General features: G+C 43.4%; 18 protein-coding genes. 10 read left to right on the forward strand and 8 right to left on the reverse strand.

Annotated elements, in window-relative coordinates; translation table 11 throughout:
• Window positions 1-6: 6 nt before the first annotated feature.
• The 4 genes from NB504_RS16295 to NB504_RS16310 all read right to left on the reverse strand — a co-directional run bounded on the left by NB504_RS16295 (window position 7) and on the right by NB504_RS16310 (window position 5,827).
• Window positions 7-726 carry a 3'-5' exonuclease gene (locus NB504_RS16295; RefSeq protein ID WP_405054818.1) on the reverse strand — a complete coding sequence of 240 codons (720 nt, stop codon included), beginning with the start codon at window positions 724-726 and terminating at the stop codon, window positions 7-9.
• A 5-nt stretch (window positions 727-731) separates the two neighbouring features.
• A complete protein-coding gene (locus tag NB504_RS16300) occupies window positions 732-2,621 on the reverse strand; it encodes a putative nucleotidyltransferase substrate binding domain-containing protein (RefSeq protein WP_013856754.1) in 1,890 nt (629 codons plus the stop codon).
• A 269-nt stretch (window positions 2,622-2,890) separates the two neighbouring features.
• On the reverse strand, window positions 2,891-4,081 hold the full coding sequence (locus NB504_RS16305; RefSeq protein WP_088721173.1) for an amino acid aminotransferase: 1,191 nt from the start codon (window positions 4,079-4,081) through the stop codon (window positions 2,891-2,893).
• Window positions 4,082-4,372: 291 nt separating this feature from the next.
• The gene (locus tag NB504_RS16310) at window positions 4,373-5,827 is read right to left on the reverse strand and encodes an HD domain-containing phosphohydrolase (protein ID WP_258429319.1); all 1,455 of its coding nucleotides are present in this window, start codon (window positions 5,825-5,827) and stop codon (window positions 4,373-4,375) included.
• 432 nt (window positions 5,828-6,259) lie between these two features.
• On the opposite strand from NB504_RS16310, the gene NB504_RS16315 reads away from it, so the two are divergent.
• From NB504_RS16315 to NB504_RS16355, 9 genes are read left to right on the forward strand one after another with little or no spacing between them, the layout of a single operon-like run.
• The gene (locus NB504_RS16315) at window positions 6,260-7,432 is read left to right on the forward strand and encodes a methyl-accepting chemotaxis protein (RefSeq protein ID WP_013856758.1); all 1,173 of its coding nucleotides are present in this window, start codon (window positions 6,260-6,262) and stop codon (window positions 7,430-7,432) included.
• Between the two features lie 17 nt (window positions 7,433-7,449).
• A complete protein-coding gene (locus NB504_RS16320; protein WP_013856759.1) occupies window positions 7,450-7,833 on the forward strand; it encodes a response regulator in 384 nt (127 codons plus the stop codon).
• A gap of 9 nt (window positions 7,834-7,842) precedes the next feature.
• A complete protein-coding gene (locus NB504_RS16325) occupies window positions 7,843-8,154 on the forward strand; it encodes a lipid asymmetry maintenance protein MlaB (protein WP_258429320.1) in 312 nt (103 codons plus the stop codon).
• A gap of 17 nt (window positions 8,155-8,171) precedes the next feature.
• Window positions 8,172-10,367 carry a chemotaxis protein CheA gene (locus tag NB504_RS16330; RefSeq protein ID WP_309303451.1) on the forward strand — a complete coding sequence of 732 codons (2,196 nt, stop codon included), beginning with the start codon at window positions 8,172-8,174 and terminating at the stop codon, window positions 10,365-10,367.
• Between the two features lie 35 nt (window positions 10,368-10,402).
• On the forward strand, window positions 10,403-12,022 hold the full coding sequence (locus tag NB504_RS16335; RefSeq protein ID WP_094164230.1) for a methyl-accepting chemotaxis protein: 1,620 nt from the start codon (window positions 10,403-10,405) through the stop codon (window positions 12,020-12,022).
• A gap of 15 nt (window positions 12,023-12,037) precedes the next feature.
• Entirely contained in the window at window positions 12,038-12,586 is a 549-nt protein-coding gene (locus NB504_RS16340) for a chemotaxis protein CheW (RefSeq protein ID WP_228209078.1), read from the forward strand.
• Window positions 12,570-13,448, forward strand: coding sequence for a protein-glutamate O-methyltransferase CheR (locus NB504_RS16345; RefSeq protein ID WP_064625292.1), 879 nt, complete (start codon window positions 12,570-12,572; stop codon window positions 13,446-13,448). The genes NB504_RS16340 and NB504_RS16345 overlap by 17 nt, the downstream gene beginning before the upstream one ends.
• Window positions 13,448-13,966, forward strand: a complete 519-nt coding sequence (locus NB504_RS16350) for a chemotaxis protein CheD (RefSeq protein WP_258429322.1) — start codon at window positions 13,448-13,450, stop codon at window positions 13,964-13,966. Before NB504_RS16345 ends, NB504_RS16350 begins: the two co-directional genes overlap by 1 nt.
• A 34-nt stretch (window positions 13,967-14,000) precedes the next feature.
• Window positions 14,001-15,074: a chemotaxis response regulator protein-glutamate methylesterase gene (locus tag NB504_RS16355; protein ID WP_017044770.1), complete on the forward strand. Its 1,074-nt coding sequence runs from the start codon at window positions 14,001-14,003 to the stop codon at window positions 15,072-15,074.
• A gap of 65 nt (window positions 15,075-15,139) precedes the next feature.
• Here the strand turns inward: NB504_RS16355 and NB504_RS16360 are convergent, their stop codons facing one another.
• From NB504_RS16360 to NB504_RS16370, 3 genes are all read right to left on the reverse strand, one after another.
• Window positions 15,140-15,439: a hypothetical protein gene (locus NB504_RS16360; protein ID WP_017043621.1), complete on the reverse strand. Its 300-nt coding sequence runs from the start codon at window positions 15,437-15,439 to the stop codon at window positions 15,140-15,142.
• 246 nt (window positions 15,440-15,685) lie between these two features.
• Window positions 15,686-17,086, reverse strand: coding sequence for an asparagine--tRNA ligase (gene asnS, locus NB504_RS16365; protein WP_026028293.1), 1,401 nt, complete (start codon window positions 17,084-17,086; stop codon window positions 15,686-15,688).
• Between the two features lie 154 nt (window positions 17,087-17,240).
• Window positions 17,241-18,872: a methyl-accepting chemotaxis protein gene (locus NB504_RS16370; protein ID WP_258429323.1), complete on the reverse strand. Its 1,632-nt coding sequence runs from the start codon at window positions 18,870-18,872 to the stop codon at window positions 17,241-17,243.
• 305 nt (window positions 18,873-19,177) lie between these two features.
• Here NB504_RS16370 and queD point away from each other — a divergent pair, with 305 nt between their 5' ends.
• Window positions 19,178-19,537 (forward strand): 6-carboxytetrahydropterin synthase QueD, encoded by a 360-nt coding sequence (gene queD, locus NB504_RS16375; RefSeq protein WP_010320709.1) that lies wholly within the window; start codon window positions 19,178-19,180, stop codon window positions 19,535-19,537.
• 89 nt (window positions 19,538-19,626) lie between these two features.
• Here the strand turns inward: queD and NB504_RS16380 are convergent, their stop codons facing one another.
• Window positions 19,627-20,826 carry an endonuclease gene (locus NB504_RS16380; RefSeq protein ID WP_258429324.1) on the reverse strand — a complete coding sequence of 400 codons (1,200 nt, stop codon included), beginning with the start codon at window positions 20,824-20,826 and terminating at the stop codon, window positions 19,627-19,629.
• Window positions 20,827-20,881 lie beyond the last annotated feature (55 nt).

Below are 20,881 nucleotides of genomic sequence, written 5' to 3' on the forward strand. Positions count from 1 at the left end.
AAAAAGTTATAGCCACAACGTTCGGACACTTTGCTGCCGATCAAAATGATGAGCGATTTGTGCTTGGAATAATTCCGCGGTGGCAATAGCATCAACTAAAGCGTGGTGTGGAGTGTACGCTGGTAGCCCATAACGCGCTCGCGCTTGCCCTAAACGCACTGATTGTGGTTTTTGCCCTTTTAACTGGTTCCATAAACCTCCATGTAACCGTTGTTGAATTTGCGTTTCCAATTGCAAAGTATCGATCACCGGGAACTCAATGCCTTCACCCAATCGCACTTTTAATGCTTGATTGAGAAAGCTACGTTCAATATGACGGTAATGGACCACAACAATTTTTCCAGATAAGGCCTTCAGTATCGACTCCTGCACTTCTGCCAAATCTGGCGCATCTAAAATATCGTTGTGTGTGATGCCATGGATAACCACCGAATCCTCTTTTAACGCTTGGCGTGGCCGAACTATCCAATGTTTAGAGCGGTTGAGATAGATACGGTTTAAGGTAAAAGGCACCAAGCCAATGGTGATAATGTCATCATGCTGCGCACTTAAACCCGTTGTTTCCAAATCTAAAGCGACAAACTCTATTTCATCGATTGGCGTGCTACCCTTAGCAATCGGCCTTGAATAAAAATCTTTGAGTAACGGATGGTTAACCAACGACTGCTTATTGGCATATTTTGCTACCCAATCGATGCTCGGTTTTTGAAACCATTGTTTAATCATCACTCTCACTTAAAGTTATTGCTGGCTTGATAACGGAATTTCAAGAAATTTTGCGCATTGCTTAGGATTTGAAACGCATCTTTTAAGTTACGTCTTTCAAAATCAGATAGGTTTTCTGGCTCGATATTGTTATCTGGCTCTATTTCTTGTTCAACGTCAGCCGCTTGGTGGCGAATGCGTACCATCGCGATAAACTCCATTGCGTCACGCAGATCTTGCGCCCGTCCTTTGGGTAGAATTCCGGCTTCAATGATGTCATCTAAACGTTCAAACGAGTTGGTAGAACGTGAACCGACAGCCAATGCATGCACACGGATTAAATCCGCTAACGGTGCAGTGCCGCGACGTTTTAAATTGATGGTGTTATTGTGTCGTCCATCTTTTTCCATCACAAAGTCTTTGAAAAACCCCAATGGTGGCGTGCGGTTCAGTGCATTTCGTGCAAGGCATGCAAGAAATCGATTATTTTTGCGTGCTCGCCGTACAATAAACCCATTCAGTTGTTCTGCCCATTTGGTCCTGCCACACACTCCGTATAAGTCAAAAAAGATGGATGCATTCAATAGCGCCTTAGGGTTAGGGTTATCTATCCAATCGGCAAAGCAGGCTTCCCATTCTTTACGAGTCATACGCCACATCGGGTTACTGGCCATAATGTCCCCCGTACAGTAGCTGTAACCGCATTGATCTAAGCTGTCGCAGACAAATTTGGCGAACGCTTCGAAATAAGCACCATGCTGTGTTTCTTCATAGCTATCGTCCAAAATTAAAGCGTTATCTTGGTCCGTGACAATTAACTGTTCATCACGGCCCATAGAACCCAAGGCTAAAAAGCAGTATGGAATAGGCGGCGAGCCTAGTAATTCTTCGGCAAGTTCAATGATTCTTTGTTTAAAGCTACGGCCAATCACTGACATCGCCGTGCCGATCATATGTGAGTTTGCATCTTCATTGACTAAACGAACAAAACTGTCTTTGACTTGGTGCGACAGTGTGGCTAACTCTTCAACGCTTTGTTGCTGAAAGATACGACTGACCAACAGTAATGAGTTTTGTGATTCATAACGAACAATATCGGTCGCTTCAATAATACCGATCGGCTTTTTTTCTTTGAGTATAGGAAGATGATGAACATTGTACCGAAGCATTTTCAGCATGGCCTCATAGACATAAGCATTATGATCTAATGAGATAACCTCCGTTGTCATCACTTCCGTGACGAGGTGATTAGGATCGATGCCAACGGCTAATACACGCGTGCAGAGATCTCGGTCAGTCAGGATGCCGATTACCGGGCTGTTATCGTCGTCACTCTCTTGCAAAATATCAGGGTCAATCACCAGCAGTGAAGAGATACTCTCTTCCGCCATCTTGATCGCCGCATGTTGAATGGTTTCTGTTTTGTAAACGAAAGGGGCTTCTCGGCTGAGTAAGGTTCGCACTTTCGAGGTGGTGAGATCATTCTGCTCTGTTTTACTCAGTACGGCTTGGCGAAGGCGCGCGTTATCTTGCACTTCAACGAAATCAGCAAAGGAATCATAGTTGTCATATAAATCCTGAAACCTTGCCTCTGGAATACAATAAACCAGCGTATCTTCAATCGCTGTGACCGGAAAACGAACACGGTTATTGGTCAATAGCCCCATTTGACCAAATAAACCGCCTTCGGTTAGGCGGTTGTATAATTCGCCTTTGCGACGGTACACCTCGACGACGCCGCTGCGGATCAAATATAAGTCCTGGATATGATCACCAAAATGAATGATGGGTGTACCTTGTCGAAAATAGGAGATTTCTACGCTCTGCGTCACTTCGATCAGTGTTTCTTCAGGTAGTTCATTGAACGGTGGATACTGAGCAAGGAAGTTCTTGATTTCAATTAATTCTGCTTCCATGGAGGCTTCCTTGTGTTTCGGAGTTCATATTGTGGGATTCTGACGTCGTGAGCCAGCTAAACGATGTAACTTGTCAAAGGGATCCGGTTACATCGGTGGCATTGGACATAGGATTCAGAGAGTTATACTACATGAAAAGAACGTGCTTTGCAGGCAAGAGGGGAAAGTGTACGCGCTTTGAGGTGAATCAAGTGTCATTTCAGTGAATTGAAGATAAAAAAATAGCCGACAAGTGGCGGCTATTGTTGTCTATTTCTTATCATTATCGATTATAGAACCGCTGCAATACCTTTGCACAGTGGGCCCATATTCGATTTCGTCATGCCTGCCACGCTGATACGGCCGGAACCGACGATGTAAATTGCTAATTCATCTTTCAGACGAGCAACTTGTTCCTTGTTCAAACCAGAAAAAGAGAACATGCCATTTTGACGTTCAATAAAGCTAAAATCAGCCTTCACACCTTCGGCTTTTAGGGTGGTAACAAACAGCTCACGCATCTCTTGAATACGTTCACGCATTTCTGTCACTTCGTTTTCCCATTCTGCGCGCAGTTCGGCGTTGTTGAGGATATAAGTAACGACCGCAGCACCGTGCGCTGGTGGGTTTGAGTAAATGGAACGAATGATCGCTTTGATTTGTGAGAAAGTTGTTTCAGCGACATCTGTTGAGCCAGCAACGATGGTAAACGCACCCACGCGCTCATTGTACAAACCGAAGTTTTTAGAGAATGAGCTCGCCACTAAGATCTCTTTATTGTATTTCGCAAAAGTACGTAGGCCTTGTGCGTCTTCTTCAACACCTTTCGCAAAACCTTGATAAGCAAAGTCAAACAGAGGAAGAAGCCCTTTATCAGCGACTAATTTTGCTAACGTTTCCCACTCTTTATCGGTTGGATCAATGCCAGTTGGGTTGTGGCAGCACCCGTGTAGAAGAACAATATCACCCGCTTGAGCTTGCTCAAGATCGGTAAGCATCGCTGCGAAATCTTTATCTTTCGTTTCGGCATTGTAGTACGAATACTGCGTGGTTTCTAAACCAGCCGCATTAAAAACACCGTGATGGTTTGCCCATGTTGGGTTGCTGATCCACACTTTCACGTCGCCGATTTGACGCTTAATAAATTCACCTGCTACACGCAGTGCACCAGTACCACCGGGCGCTTGCGCCGTTTTTGCGAGCTTTTGCGTCACAATCTCAGATTCATCGCCAAACAGCAGTTTTTGTACCGCGAGCCCATATTCAGCAGTACCTTCAATGGTGAGATAAGATTTGGTCTTTTCAGACTCAAGCAACGCCGCTTCCGCTTTCTTTACTGTCGCAAGAACAGGTGTTTCACCTGCTTCATTTTTGTAGATACCAACACCGAGGTTAATTTTTTCAGTGCGAGGATCTTTTTTAAACTCTTCGGTTAAACCAAGAATAGGGTCAGCCGGAGCTGCGACAACTTTTTCAAACATAATCATCATCCATGTAAAGTGTTAGAAGGGATTTTAGAAACATAAAATTAAGGTATTTATACCTTTATGAAATATCCGTTACAACACACAAAACAGAAAAACTGAAAATAATTTGTGTTGGCTAAGAATCATGAACAAAAAGGCGATTTTTTTAAAAAAACTCTATCATCCACCGTTTTCAGGCGGGGAGATTAAATAGGTTTTACTTTGAGAAGTAGTCAGCTCAACGGCAAAATTCATCATCAAATACGATATTTTGCCGTTGAGCGGAGGAGTCACTGTAATAAGAGATTAATGTTTATCCTGATGGCGAGCGGCAATGGCGACAAATTGTTGTTCAACACTCAAAAAAGCCTCTACGACTTGTGGGTCAAAATGTGTCGCTTCGCCCTGTAGAATGATGGCTTTTGCTTCATCATGAGAAAACGCGGGTTTGTAAACGCGCTTTGAGATGAGCGCATCATATACATCAGCCAGTGCCATTAAACGGCCTGAGAGTGGAATCTCTTCCCCTTTGAGTTGTTTTGGATAGCCCGAACCATCCCATTTTTCATGGTGAGTGAGGGCGATTTCTTTCGCGATTGCTAAAAAGGAACTTGTGCCAAGGTGCTGCTCGGCAATCGACAGCGCTTGTGCGCCGATCTCAGGGTGCCCCTTCATAATAATGAACTCATCATCGGTGAGCTTGCCGGGTTTCAGTAGGACGGCATCAGGGATACCGACTTTGCCAACGTCGTGCAATGGGGCTGATTTGTAGAGTAAATCAATATAAGTGGGCGTTAATAAAGGCTGATATTTCGGTTTTTGGCTTAGATATTGCGCGAGTACTTTGACATATTCTTGAGTACGTAAAATATGAGCGCCAGTTTCATTATCGCGAGATTCAGCTAAAGCGGCCAGGCTGACGATGGCGACATCACGCGTGGTTTTTACTTCATCCTGTGAGTTTTGTAGGCTATCCAACATTTTATTGGTCAACCAAGCTACAGAACCTAACTCGTTATTTTCAAAAATCGGTAAGCGTTGTGCTATATCACCTTGAGTCACTTGGCATAGCGAATGCTCTTGAGCGTGCAATATTTGCTTCATCAGCTTTCCCCACTGCCAGAGGATAGCGATCACATAACCGCCCAAAACCAAAGAAACATAAATAAACTCTTTAATAATACTTATCTTGCCATGTCCATTGATTAAACTGGCAGGGTTATGTTCAAGCCAAAAAAGATCTTTCACCGCGACCATGGTGAGTGTGGCTGTCAGAGTGATGATCATCAGCATCATTAACCCGATCATCTGCTTAACAATCGAATGTCGCTCACCTTGGAGTTGTTGACGATTCAATTGTACTGCGTGCTGGCGATATTGAGCTCGTTTGGCGATGAGTTGTAATAAGCTTCCGGTAAAGAAACCAAACAGTGTTAAACCAAACAGGACTTTTACGTTGCTATCGATAGTGAATTGATAGTACTGATTGTAGTAAAGAGATAGTGGAATGCTGACAAGAAAAAACAAAACACTATCGAGTTTTGCATACTGCTCTGTTTTTGCCCAATCATGGTGAATAAAGACATATAGACGCATTACCCATGCACAAAATACGCTAATCGTCACATGGGCTGTGATTTCTAATGCGCTTAAACTGGACAACATCGGACATATTCGTCCGCCATAGGTGGCAAATAGCAGCGCAGCTAAGAGGTAGAGCAGTGCGGTGAGTTGGCTGTTGTTTCGCTTGGTATTATTCATGAATTTGATTTCATTACAGTATGTGATGCTTAAGTTTAGGTGATTAAATTCGTTCAATGTTGTGTTTTCGTGATTAACCGATGTGCGGAGGATCAGAAAAGCGATGGATTCTAGTGATGTATTTCTAGGAAAGATAGCTAAATAAAATAAAGCCAATGTGATCCGATCAGTGCGTCATGTTATGAGAACAGAGGAGAGGGCTTAATGACGTTACTCAGCCGAACTTAACGAAAGTCAATCATTACTCTGACTGATAAGAGTGGACTGTTTAAAATTACCTAACACAACAAAAGTAAAATTACATCTACCGACTACATTGCAGATTCCTCTAAGCTTTCCTATCTTTAGTTATGAGCTCTAGGCGTTGCATAACAACTTCTTACATAACGTCATAGCTTTCGTCAGTGTTTTATGGCTAAAGGATAATAAATCATGCTCCTCATTAGGCTGGTACGTGTTTACGTGCCCTTAGTGCTATTGTCGATAGTTGCTCTTATGCCACAGCCAACACATTTTGGTGTTTGGGCTCTATTATTTGTTACTTTTGCTAGTGTTAGCTATGCAATTTGGAATTACGAATCCTTCATTTCCCAAGTCAAAGCTCAAAAAAAGACGATTGAACACCTTTCTCAAACACAAGAGATCCAACTGGATGGATATCATTCTTTAGAGCCTCTCTTTGCTCAATCTCTGCCAGTGTGGTCTCGTCATATTGATTTAGCCAATGTGCAACTTACCGATTCTGTTACTCAACTGAGCCAGCAATTTGGTGATCTTGTCACGCAGCTTTCACAAGCACTCTCCTTCTCGCAAGGCTCAACCTTAAAAGATGAGCGTAATTTAATGAGCGAAATTGAGCGTTGTCGAGCCATGCTTTCTAAAGCGGTTGATGAGCTTAGAGAAAGCCAAAAGACAAGAGAGCATATGCTTGATGAAATGCGCAGCCTTGATCAATACACAGTCGATTTAAAAAAAATGGCAACCGATGTGGTGGGCATTGCTGAAAAAACCAACTTATTAGCACTTAATGCTGCCATTGAGTCAGCCAGAGCAGGAGAGGCAGGTCGAGGTTTTGCAGTGGTGGCCGATGAAGTGCGTAACCTTTCACAACGTTCAAGGGAGATCGCTAGCAGCATGACGGAGAAAGTGAACGTTGTCAGTGATGCGATTAATACTACATTTAAGACGGCTGAAATGGCTATTGCGGCTGAGAGTGAACAAATGGAACAAACCGAGCAGCGTATCGATTATGTCATTAACCACTTCCAAGATATGGCACAAACCTTACAGCAACAGTCTGAGCGGTTAAAAGAAGATGCATTTTCGGTGAAGGAAACAATCAGTAGTGTGATTGTGAAATTGCAATTTCAAGACCGAGTAAGCCAAATATTAGAGCAAATCAGCACCAATCTCAAAGAACTCAGTGACTCATTAGAGCTGCTCAAACAAGACAGCAATCATGCGATCGCAGGCGAATTATCCCCGCAAAAATGGCTGGAAAAAATGACCAAGAACTACACCATGATAGAACAGCATGAAAGCCACAAAGGCAAGGTTACTGAGGTGAAAAGCAAGGTGACTAGCACGGACATTACTTTCTTTTGAGAACCGTAAATGAATAAATGAGGAACTCTGTGATGAACAAAACGGTACTTGTTGTAGATGATTCGGCTTCAATTCGGCAGGTTGTGAGTATGACCTTAAAAGGAGCAGGCTATCAGACGATCGAAGCTCATGATGGTAAAGATGCATTATCCAAATTGGCCGGGAATCGTGTTCATTTGGTCATCAGCGACGTAAATATGCCGAATATGGATGGCATTACCTTACTTAAAGAGCTGAAGCAAAGGCCAGACACAAAATTTACGCCGGTGATTATGCTCACAACTGAATCTGAGGCATCGAAGAAAGAACAGGGTCGTGCTGCGGGTGCGAAAGCTTGGGTTGTAAAACCCTTTGCACCTGAACAGATGCTTGCCGCCGTAGCAAAACTGATCCAAGCCTAAGGGGGGATTATGCTGACTCCACACCAAACCGATGAGCAATTAATGTTAAAACTTGACGGTGAACTGACGATTTATGAGGCTCGAAATTTGTTTGAGCAGCTGACCCCTTTTGTGTCTCATAGCGAGAAGATCGCCATTGAACTTTCCCAAGTCACTGCTCTGGACAGCAGTTGCGTACAAGTATTGATGGCATTTAAAAAAGCAAGAATAGAAGAGGGATGTGAACTGATTCATCACAGTGAAGTCGTGGTGGATGTGCTGGGTAAACTGGGGCTAGTGGGATGGTTTCATGACCCTATCGTTCTTTCGAGTTCACAATAAGACAAAGTGACAAGCTAATGACGAAGCCCCAGGGAGATACTATGGACGAAATGATGGCTGCGGCGCTCCAAACTTATTTTAATGAGAGTAGGGAGTTGCTTGAAGGGATGGAATCTGACCTTCTTGAACTGGATAGCGGGAATCTTGATGGCTTAAATGAGCGATTAAACGCAATTTTCCGAGCAGCGCATACTGTAAAAGGCTCAGCAGGGATATTTAACTTAAATGAGATCGTTCGTTTTACTCATAAAGTAGAAAGCTTGCTTGATTTATTGCGCTCAGAACAACTTAAGTTGCATGAAAAGCATATTTCCTTGTTGCTTGAGTGCCGCGATCACATGGTGAGCTTGATTGATGATGCTCAAACGGGGCAAGAGTCATCAGAAGATGACGTTACCGGACAGCGCTTAGGAGCCCGATTGTCTGAGTTTTTAGGTCAATCTGAACCAGAAAGTCATTCACCAGCCACGGAATCTGAACCTGATCACACCGCACTCGACAATTTCTGCTGGCATATCTCTTTAACTTTCCCGCTTCATGCATTCCAAGATGGTATGGATCCGCTCTCTTTTCTTTCTTATTTAACTACGCTGGGAGAGGTTATTTATATCGAGGCGGTCGACCGAAAATTACCTGATTGGCACAACTTTGATCCGGAATGTTGTTATTTGGGTTTTGAACTGCGTTTCTATTCGCCGGCATCTAAACAACAAATCGAAGACGTGTTTGAATTCATTCGTGAAGAAGGTGACGTTCGCATCTTTCCACCCAGTGCCAAAGTGGGTGACTTCATTGAGCACATTCAATCAATGCCCGATGAAAATTATAGAATTGGCGAAATATTAGTTCGTTGTGGCGCGCTCACTGAGACTGAATTGAAGCGTGCATTGCAGCAACAAAGTGAGCGGCGAGAAGCGAGTTCGGACGCGATACCCATAGGCGAAATTATCACTCAGGCTGATGCTCAATTAGCACCCGTACTCAATGCGGCGGTCGATAAACAAAGTAAAGCCCGAGAGGCGCTAACCAAAGAGCAAAAAAGCTTGCGAGTGGATGCTGAAAAGTTAGATACCTTAATTAATTTAGTCGGGGAATTGGTCACCGCAGGTGCCGGCAGTGCATTACAGGCGGAGCTAATTGGCGAAAATGTAATGATTGAATCTGTTGCACGGCTTAATGGCCTTCTCGAAGAAGTCAGAGACGCGGCACTACAGCTTAGAATGGTGGCTATCGGTGCGACATTTGCCCGTTTTCAACGCGTTGTTCGTGATATGGCGAAGGAGCTAAACAAAAGTATTCATCTCACGATTACCGGTGCGGATACCGAATTAGATAAATCAGTGATTGAAAAAATTGGCGATCCTTTAATGCATTTAGTGCGCAATGCGATTGACCACGGCATTGAAACAGAGGAAGAGCGTGTCGCAAATGGTAAACCTTCTCACGGCACCATCACGCTCAATGCTTACCATGACTCAGGCAATATAGTGATCGATGTGAGCGATGACGGAAAAGGGCTCAACAGCGAAAAATTGCGCGCAAAAGCGATTGAAAAAGGGCTACTTGATGAAAACCAACTCGTGAGCGATGACGAGATTTTTCAGCTCATTTTTGAGCCCGGCTTTTCAACGGCCCAGCAGGTTTCCAATATTTCAGGACGCGGTGTCGGTATGGACGTAGTGAAGCGAAATATTACTGATTTGCGAGGTCGAGTAGAGATTCACAGCCTACTTAATCGAGGAACAACTATCCGCATTGTATTGCCGCTCACACTCGCGATCATTGATGGTTTTTTAATTGAAGTGAGTAGCGAAACCTTCGTTGTGCCATTGGATGCCGTTCAAGAATGCATCGAACTTGATGACCAGTGGCTCAAAGATGGCCAAGGCAAACCTTATATTAATCTCAGGGGACAAGTGCTGCCTTTAATTGATTTAAGAGTGCAATTTAACCTCACTGTGCGTCGCTCAAAACGCCAAAATGTGGTGGTGGTCAGTAGTGCAGGGCAAAGTGCTGGTTTGATCGTGGATAATTTGTTGGGGGAATTACAAACCGTAATTAAGCCACTTGGGCCGATTTTTTCACGGGTTAAAGGAATCAGCGGTTCGACTATTTTGGGCAGCGGAGATATTGCTCTTATCTTAGATATCGCCAGTTTATCACAACATATTATGAAGGAAGAGTCGAAGCATCGCTTATTGGCAATGCACTAACTTGGCTCAATTACATCGTCAGAAAGGAATAGGCTATGTTTAAAAATATTTCAGTTAAATTCAAACTAAGTATGCTAGTTGGCATCTTAAGTTTGTTACTCATTGTAGTCGGATCACTTGGGCTTTATGGCATGCAAAAAACACTGCATGGGCTAGAAACGGTCTACTATGACCGAACCGTACCAGCACTGTCTATCGGTGACATTAAATCTCGTCTTCTGAGCAATCGTATAGCGCTGGCTTTCTCACAACTGTACCCAGAAGCGGATATTATTCGTGCTCAGATTGAGACGGTTGAGAACCACCTCAAAGTGATTGATGACAAATGGGGCAAATACAAGTTAACTAAATTAACCAAGGAGGAGGCTGAATTAGCAACACAATTTGAAGAACAAAATAAAGCCTTTGTTGAACAAGCGCTGCAACCAACAATTGATGCTTTGCGACGTTTAGACATTGATGAAGCGACTCGCCTTGCGGTAGATAAAGTGCGCCCACTCTATGCACCCGTTGAAAAAACAGTAAATGCATTAATTCAGCTGCAATCTAATGAAGCGCAGAATGTTTATAACCATGAGGTTGAGCTTTATGACAACCTACAAATGATAGCCATTGGATCAATTATATTGGGGCTACTGTTTGGTATTGGATTTGCGGTTACCTTGATCCGCGGGATCTGTAATCCTTTAGAGCAAGCAGTGTCGCTGGCTAACCGACTCGCTGTGGGTGATTTAACAGGTAAAATTGAAGCGACGTCAGGCGATGAATTGGGTCGCTTGCTTGAAGCCATGCAAAAAATGGTGGCCAAGTTGTCAGACATCGTAGGTGAAGTGAATAGCTCAAGTAATGCATTGGCTTCTGCATCCGAAGAAGTTTCAGCTACCGCTCAGAACTTAAGTCAAGGTGCGAGCGAACAAGCGGCCAGTGTTGAACAGACTACCTCGTCGGTAGAGCAGATGTCAGCCTCAATCGCGCAAAACACTGAAAATGCGAAAGTGACTGATAGCATGGCAGGTAAAGCGGCTAAAGAAGCGAAAGAAGGTGGAGAAGCGGTAGCTAAAACCGTGTTAGCGATGAAATCAATAGCTGAGAAAATTGGTATTATTGATGATATTGCTTATCAAACTAACTTACTTGCGCTCAACGCCGCAATCGAAGCTGCTAGAGCTGGCGAGCATGGTAAAGGTTTTGCTGTGGTGGCTGCCGAAGTCCGAAAATTGGCAGAGCGCAGTCAGGTTGCTTCTCAAGAAATTGGTGAGGTTGCTAAAAATAGCGTTGGTTTAGCGGAACAAGCCGGAAAACTGCTGGATGAAATGGTGCCTTCTATTCAAAGAACATCCGATTTAGTGCAAGAGATCAACGCAGCTTCAATGGAACAAGCAACCGGAGCAACACAAATTAACCAAGCGATGGAACAGCTCAACAGTATCACGCAACAAAGTGCTTCCGCATCAGAAGAGCTTGCGTCGACCTCTGAAGAGATGAGTAGCCAAGCACAGCAGCTCCAGCAACTAATGACCTTCTTCAAAACAGAAAATAATCGCCGTGAAGCAGCAAATAAATCTTCAGTTCACCACGAGCAGCAACGCCCTAAACAGAAGAAAGATGTTGAGTTTGTCTCTATGGACGATGAACCTGAGTATGTGCGCTTTTAGTGGCTGGAGGTGAATGTGGCTAATCTTATCCCGGTTGAGGCTAACTCGATGATATTGGCTAAGTCCAATACAGAATTAGCACAAGATCAACAGTACTTAACATTTCAGCTCAATGGTGAAATGTACGCCTTTGCGATTTTGCATGTTAAGGAAATATTAGAGTATGGCAAAGTAACTCAGGTGCCAATGATGCCTGACTACATTCAAGGCATTATTAACTTGCGTGGTGAAGTGGTACCTGTCGTCAACCTAGCTCGGCGTTTTTATCTTAAACCGCAAGAAGTGAATAAAAAGACTTGTGTTGTCATTATCGAAGTGACGAATGAAGAACAGCGTCAAGACCTAGGTGTTATGGTTGACAGTGTTTCTGAAGTCATTGAAATATCAAGTAAGTTTATGAGGCCTGCCCCTAATTTTGGTACCAAGATCCGGACCGAATTTATTTGTGGTATGGCTCAATTCGATGAAGAGTTTGTCATTATTTTAGCGGAGGATAAAGTCCTATCTGTTGAAGAGTTGGCCATGATGGAACAGGTCAAAGAGCAGAATGAACTTGCAAGTTAAGCACAAATCTCAGCAACTTGGGAATTCAGCCATGGAGCAAATGTCCATCATCAGTGATGCAGACTTTGAGTTGTATCGTGGCTGGATATATCAATCTGCAGGTATCGCACTAACACCCAGTAAGAAAGCGTTGGTGGTTGGGCGTTTAAGCGGGCGCTTAAGAGAGCTCGGTATAAGTTCATATCGGGACTATTTTGAGTATTTGACGAAATTTAGCGATCAGCAAGTACGCAAACTTGAACAGCAACGAGCCATCAATTTGCTGACCACCAATGAAACGTACTTTTTTAGAGAAGAGGCCCATTTTGCTTACATCCAGCACCATCTCTTTACTGTATGGGGGAAAAAACAGATCCGTTGCTGGAGCGCAGCAAGCTCGACAGGTGAAGAGGCTTATTCTCTGGCAATGTTATTAGACAGCCGTTACCAAGGAGAATGGCAAATAGTTGGTACCGATATCAATAGTCAAGTGTTGCAAATTGCATCACAAGGTATCTATCCGATGCTACGCCATGAACATATACCGAAAGCCTATCTCAAAACGTATTGCCGAAAAGGCATTGATACCAAGCATGACACATTGAAAATCGTTAATTCATTAAGGAAAAAAGTGAAATTCGGATTAGCGAACTTACAAAATCAGTTGGATGAACTTGGTCACTTTGATCTTATTTTTTTACGCAATGTGATGATTTATTTTGATCAAAATACCAAACAAAGAGTCATCAGTAACGTTACGAACCGATTAAAAAGTGGCGGTATTTTATTAATAGGCCACTCTGAAACATTAAATGGACTTAACTGCGATGACTTGCAATTACTGCAGCCGTCTATCTATCAAAAACGAGGGATTCGTGATTAATGGCGAACGAATTTTTATCTAAAACAGAGGCTCTGAACTTGATGCCTGGTGAGATATTTTTTGGTCATCACAGAGGTTGGATTCATACGCTGCTGGGTTCGTGCGTTGCCATTACGTTATGGCATCCAAAAACGCAGTTAGTGGGTATGTGCCATTATCTGTTGAGCCAGCGATCCGCCCTAGGTGAAGAGGCCAAACAACCTGAAGGCTATTATGCTAGCGATGTTGTGGCGTACTTTTCCCTTCAGTGCCGACGACATCAAATCAATCCTAAGGAATGTGTTGTTAAAGTATTTGGAGGTAGCACTATGTTTGCAGATCACTACAGCAAAGTCGCTTCGATAAATGTTGCACAACAAAATGTGCGACTGGGTATGCAGTTACTGAAAGAGCACGGTTTTCAAGTAAGCCGCAATGATGTGGGTGGAAAGCGTTATCGTAAAGTATTTTTTGATGTCCAAAATGGTGATGTTTGGGTTCAATATGGGCGATCTTCTGCAAGAGAGGTAGCTTATTAATCAGCCATTGAGTGTCGAATTATAGAGGCATTACATGAAAAAAATAAAAGTATTAATCGTGGATGACTCCGCGGTTGTTCGGCAAGTGATCAGCGCTTTGTTGAGTAATGAACCTGATATTGAAGTGCTTACTCCCGCTTCTGATCCTATATTCGCTCAAAAAAAAATGGCTGTTCAATGGCCAGATGTGATTATTTTAGATGTAGAAATGCCTCGTATGGATGGTATTACGTTTCTTAAGCAACTGATGGCGGAGCATCCGACGCCAGTCATCATTTGTTCTACACTGACGGAACGTGGCGCGGAAGTGACTATGCAAGCATTGCAAGCGGGTGCGTTGACGATTATCACTAAACCCAAAGCAGGGTTGAAAGATTTTCTACAAGAAAGTCGGCAGGAAATGTTAAGTGCGGTGCGCGCCGCTGCACAAGCAAAGCTAGAAAATATTGTTAAACCCAAACCTCATGTACTCAAGAAAGTACAGCAAACAATGCCGAATCCGAATCACCCGACATTAACATTGAAAACCACACAAAAAGTGGTCGTGATCGGCACATCTACAGGTGGGACACAAGCTTTAGAAGCGATCTTAACAGCATTGCCAGCAGTCTCTCCGGGGATTGTTATCGTGCAACATATGCCCGAAAAATTTACTGCGATGTTTGCTGACCGGCTCAATGGGCTTTGTCAAATAGAGGTCAGGGAAGCAAAGAATGGTGACCGAGTTCTTCCGGGGTTGGCATTGATCGCTCCAGGTGGCCGTCACATGCAACTGAATCGAAGTGGTGCACATTATCAAGTTGAAATCAAAGATGGCCCCGCAGTTAACAGGCATAAACCATCAGTCGATGTACTTTTTCGCTCAGCGGCAAAACATGTAGGCCCTAACGCTGTCGGTTTTATTTTGACGGGAATGGGAGATGATGGCGCACGAGGTTTGCATGAGTTGAAAGAGAGCGGTGCCTATACAGTTGCACAAGATGAAGCAAGCTGTATCGTTTTTGGTATGCCCAAAGAGGCAATCGAACGTGGTGGTGCTTGTTCGGTGCTACCACTCAATCAAATAGCGCAGGAAATATTGCAACGAGCTTCATCGAGGCACTTATAGATCAGATCTTCATTTATTTTTAGTTGAAACCGACTTGTTGAGACGCTCCCAACAAGTCGTAGTAGTTACTTTTTTAAGCCAATTTGAGATTCGATGGCTTCGGTTTCTATTTCAGGGTGTTCGGCGAGCTTTTCTGAAGCCCATTGATTGATATGCTTCAAAATAGCCGACACGGCATGTTTTTTTGTTGCTTGCTCATTTTCTGCCACATCTAACGCTTGTTTAGGCTTTAAGCCAGTAGCATCTTCTGCGATATGAAGCCAATCAGGATGCCAGTAGTAAGGTTGACCAGAAGGAGTCATCCAGCCATGAACACCGTTTGTTTCACCATTGTACTGCAAATTATCTACATCATTTTTTTTCATATAAGTTCTCGCCATGGATCGATCTGAATACGTGGTTAATGTAACTCGGTTGCATAGCACAATAGAGTGAACATGATCATGTAATTGAACTAAATGTAACAAAGGAAGATGAAATTGAGGTGATTTTGATCTCATGTTTATTTGAAATTCACTCTATTGTTATTGAGAGTGAACACTGATTGTTGGGGAAATAAAAAAACCACCGGGTTTAACGTCGGTGGTTTTTACAAAAATCGTGTTTGATTTTTAGAAGTTTGCAGAGCGTGGTGTACGTGGGAAAGGAATTACATCACGCACGTTGCCCATACCAGTCACGTAGGATACTAAGCGCTCAAAGCCAAGGCCGAAACCCGCGTGCGGTACAGTACCGTAACGACGTAAGTCGCGATACCAACTCATGTGTTCAGGATCTATGCCCATTTCAATCATACGCGCATCAAGAACATCTAAACGTTCTTCACGTTGAGAGCCACCGATGATTTCACCAATACCTGGGGCAAGAACATCCATTGCAGCGACAGTTTTACCATCGTCGTTTAGACGCATGTAAAATGCTTTGATGTCTTTAGGGTAGTTCTTGACGATCACAGGCGCTTTGAAGTGCTCTTCAGCAAGGAAGCGCTCGTGTTCAGAAGAAAGATCAATGCCCCATTCAACATCAAATTCAAACTTACGACCTGAATCGATTAGGATCTTCACCGCATCGGTATAGTCTACTTGCGCAAAATCTGAATTAACGAACTGCTCAAGACGAGTAATTGCCTCTTTGTCGATACGCGAAGCAAAAAACTCAAGGTCATCACGACGTTCTTCAAGAACAGCTTTGAAGACATACTTCAGCATATCTTCAGCCAGTTTCGCGACATCGTTTAGATCAGCAAACGCGACTTCTGGCTCTACCATCCAAAATTCTGCAAGGTGGCGGCTCGTGTTTGAATTTTCAGCACGGAACGTTGGGCCAAAAGTGTACACTTTGCTTAATGCACAAGCATACGCTTCGGCATTTAACTGTCCTGAAACTGTAAGAAATGTCTCTTTGCCGAAGAAGTCTTCATTGAAATCGACATTGCCTTGCTCAGTACGAGGAAGGTTAGCGAAATCCAGCGTTGAAACACGGAACATTTCACCCGCACCTTCTGCATCAGAAGCGGTAATCAGCGGCGCTGACATCCAGAAATAACCTTGCTCGTGGTAAAAGCGGTGGATGGCTTGAGAAAGGGAGTTGCGTACACGAGCCACTGCGCCAATCACGTTGGTGCGTGGGCGAAGATGCGCCACTTCACGAAGATATTCAATTGAATGGCGAGTTTTTGCCATTGGGTAGGTTTCAGCATCTTCAACCCAGCCAACAACCTTCACCTCAGTTGCTGCAAGTTCAAATGCTTGACCAGAAGCAGGGGACTCAACAATCTTACCTGTTACTTCGACAGAGCAGCCAGTAGTGAGCTTTAGCACTTCGTCATTGTAATTATTCAGATTATTAGGGACCACGGCCTGAATCGGGTCGAAACAAGAGCCGTCATAAATGGCAAGAAAAGAGATTCCAGCTTTGGAATCACGACGAGAACGAATCCAGCCTCGGACAGTCACTTCACTGTCAACGGCCAGCTTACCGCTCAATACGTCTGTTACAGGCGCGTAAGTCATGTTTGATATAGTCTCCATTGAGGTAAAAATTCAACCCAATGTTCAAAGGTATTCTCACTCTATAAAGTGGACAAAAAACAAGCGAAACATTGGGTTGCTTATTACTTTTTAATTCAATGGCACATATTACCTGTCAATTCGTTCGCATCAACCTTTATTGTCGATTCGTGGCCGAATTCTTAGCAGAAAGCGTAAATTGATTCATCAATGTTTCTAAGCGCTGCGATAGCTGTTTTAAATTGACGCTGATTTCTCGGGTTTGCGTTGCCGATTGAGACGTATCATCAGCATGTCGAGTAATGACTTCGATCTTCCCTTGAATTTCTTGGCTGACTTGTGTGGTCGTTCGTGTTTGATCTTGAATATTGTTTGCATGATCAAGCACCTGCTGCATCTCTTGTACGGCATTACTCATTGCGGAAGATAAAACTTCGACTTCATTTGAACGTTGATGCGCATGTGAGCAGACCAAATCAACTGAGGCGAGCGATGTTTCACTGTCACGTTGGAATTGAGCGATGATTTTCTCAATGTTTCCAGTCGCTTCTGCCGTTCGTGAGGCGAGTTTTCGCACTTCATCGGCTACGACCGCAAAGCCTCTTCCTTGTTCACCCGCTCGCGCCGCTTCAATTGCTGCGTTCAAGGCCAGCAAATTAGTTTGTTCGGCGATACTTTTAATCGTTTCAAGGATAGAAGAAACTAGTCCGGTTTGGTTATTAAGCTCAGAGATCTTATCTTTCACGGATTCGATATCACTCACTAAACCTTTGATGTCTTCGCTAGCTGTATGCGCTTGCTGTGCGCTTTGTTGAGCAACGGTGGCGGTATGTTTAATAAGCTTCGATGCATCAACAGTGGCTTGATTAACCGTCTGTTGTTGAGATTGCATCTCTTCAATATTGAGCTGGACGTCAGAGGTTTCACGCTGCTGATTTTTTGCAGCTTGGTTGGTTGTTTGTGCTACGTCGGTTAACTGGTTTGCTGAATCGGCAAGCGAATGAGAGGTCTCTTGCACTTTTGCCAAACTGTCCGAAACCGTGTCCATTAAAGAGTTGATGGAGACCGCGAGTTGTCCGAGTTCATCTTTTTTGGTGCTGATAAGTCGTTTTGATAAATCTTTGCTCTTACTGATTTCACACATGAATCGTGACGTATGCTGGATAGGGCGAACAATCATCTTGCGGATCAAAAAAAGCGTGATCATAAATCCGATAAAGGCAATGGAAGCCATAATAATAACGGCAATGACAGTGTGAGTACTGATCATTTGGTTTACATGGCTCAGGTTATATTCAAGACGAATAGCTCCTAAAACGGTTCCTTCTTCCGCCATATGACAAGATACGCAGTTTGTGCCTCGGTAATCTAGGCTTGATTTCATCGGTAAGGCGACGACCAATCCTTTCCCCCAGGAAGCATTGAATGGTTCAATGACGGTTTCCCCGGCCAGTGCGCGTTTATCTATCTCGTCCATTGACTGTTGATTTTCTTTTCCAGGACCATAAAGTTTACTGACTGCCTCTGATCGTAATACTCGCACCTGTTCAATACCATCTTGCGCGAGTGCCTTTTGGCGTAAGGTCTCTTTCTGAGCCATGGTACCAGTCAACATCATCATATTGAGGCTATCAAAGTAGTTACTCGCTTTATCGTGTAACTGCTCGCTCAACACCGAATTGAGAAGGTCACGTTGTTGTATATATTGATAGCTGGTTGATACCGTTAATACAAAAGCAAAAACGGTGATGAGCGTAAGTAGCAATTTAGACGTAATTGTTGAGTTCATGATAATTTTATTATTATTGAGAGGGTGACAGTGTAAATATAGCGTTAATATGCACTAGTGCAAAAGTTGTAGTCTTTGGAGTGTGACCCTATACATATTATAGGTTTAACAAATGTGATGTGGCACGTCATGATTCCCTATTAATGCTTAAAATATCACTCAAAGGCGTGGGATTTTCCGTTGTATCACCGTGATAAATTGTACTGTTTCATCTGTCTTGCAATGTAAACAAAGCTGTCTAGAAACTTGTTTCGTGAGTCTATATTCCTTAGTATTGCCTCTCTTTTAAAAGCTTGAGAACCAAGATGAAAACAGAATTATACAAAGAGTTTATGTTTGAAGCCGCGCATCGTTTACCTCATGTACCTGCAGGGCATAAGTGCGGCCGTTTACATGGGCACTCTTTTTTAGTTCGTCTGTATGTAGAAGGTGAGGTCGATCCTCATACTGGTTGGGTGATTGATTTTTCTGAAATTAAAGCGATATTTAAACCTATTTATGATCGTTTAGATCACTATTACTTGAATGACATTGAAGGGTTAGAGAACCCAACCAGTGAAGTGCTTGCGAAATGGATTTGGCAACAATTAAAGCCAAGCTTACCACTGCTCAGCAAAGTTGAAATTAAAGAAACCTGCACGGCGGGTTGTATTTATAAAGGCTAATACCAGTAGACAATTCCGAACAACAAACAATAAATAACAAGTAGATAGGCACTACTATCGCGCCTATCTACTTACCCAATATAAAGAGCCTAATAACCCCAAATTTGGCTTACATATTCAGGATGATCGATATAGGGATTTCGGTTACCTTGAAATTGATAAACGGCGTCATTGCGCTGGCGTTCTTTAGCACTCACAGGATCTTCTTGGTGCCAACGCTTTAGCATAGCCAGAGCCCAAGCTTCAAAAACCACGGTGCTAGTACCATCAAGTATGGCATCAGCGTTGTCAGTATTTCCTTGCCAGCTGCCGATACGGTTCTCGTAGCGGGTTGCCATGTAAAAATAGGCGCGCGCTAGATCGCCTTTAAATTCATCAATAGGCTCAAATACGGTGCCATTATAACCTAGCGTATTGCTTGCACTGCCAAGTTTTGAACCATTACTTGAGGTATAAGTGATATGACCAACTTCGCCAAATGGCCAGTTACTGCGTTTTGCATTGACAAAACCATCAGTGGCAAACAAGTGGTGACCGTCGGAATTCATTGGCTCAACGCTGCCCCCAAACCAACTTTTAGGAAATGAGTGTTCCCTATTGTAACAATCGCCTTCTCGTCGATACTGACCACACTGATCGCTGACTTTAGTAAAACTAACACTGTCGTTGTTGTCAGGTTTCTCAGAATAGATATCTAACATTGAACCGTCATTCTCATAGTAGTTATCTATGTCTGCATTTTGTAATAGTGTCCAAATTGCGGAATAACCGCGGCTATTATGATTCTTTATGATGTTGTATAAGGCCGTTTTTAGTTCAAAACCTGTTTTTCCTATCGCGGCTTGATAATAGTCATGGTTAGCGGGAGGTGTTGATTCACCAAGTAATAAGCTGTTTGATTGGTTGTATTGAAATTCTCCACCAGAGGCCAGTATTTCCGAGCCTTTGGCTAAGGAATAAAGGCCATTGCCAGAGCCACAGCAAATACCATCACCATAACTGTCATGGATGGTGAATTGATATTCACCATCCGATAAGCATATTTCTTGGCTATAAGATGTGGAGTCTGAGTAATTATTACCCGCATAAATAACCTGTGAGAGGCTGTTTTTTATTTCCCAACTTGTTTCAGAAGCGTATTGATCGGTGGTTAAATTCAGAGTCAGGTTGTGAGCGCGACATGTCACATGGCTTGATGGTTGCTCAGCGATACTATTTTCTGTCTGCGCACTGGTAAGGGGAGAGCAAAGCAGTGCCAGTAGGGTAAGGTATGAAATTTTCGTTGTCATAATTTTCTCATTGGATGGTTAAATCGCAACTAAGATAACCATTTGCTCAGTCAAT

The sequence above is a fragment of the Vibrio sp. RM-69-4 genome (assembly GCF_024743775.1).
In the GTDB taxonomy this organism is placed as follows: Bacteria; Pseudomonadota; Gammaproteobacteria; order Enterobacterales; family Vibrionaceae; genus Vibrio; species Vibrio anguillarum.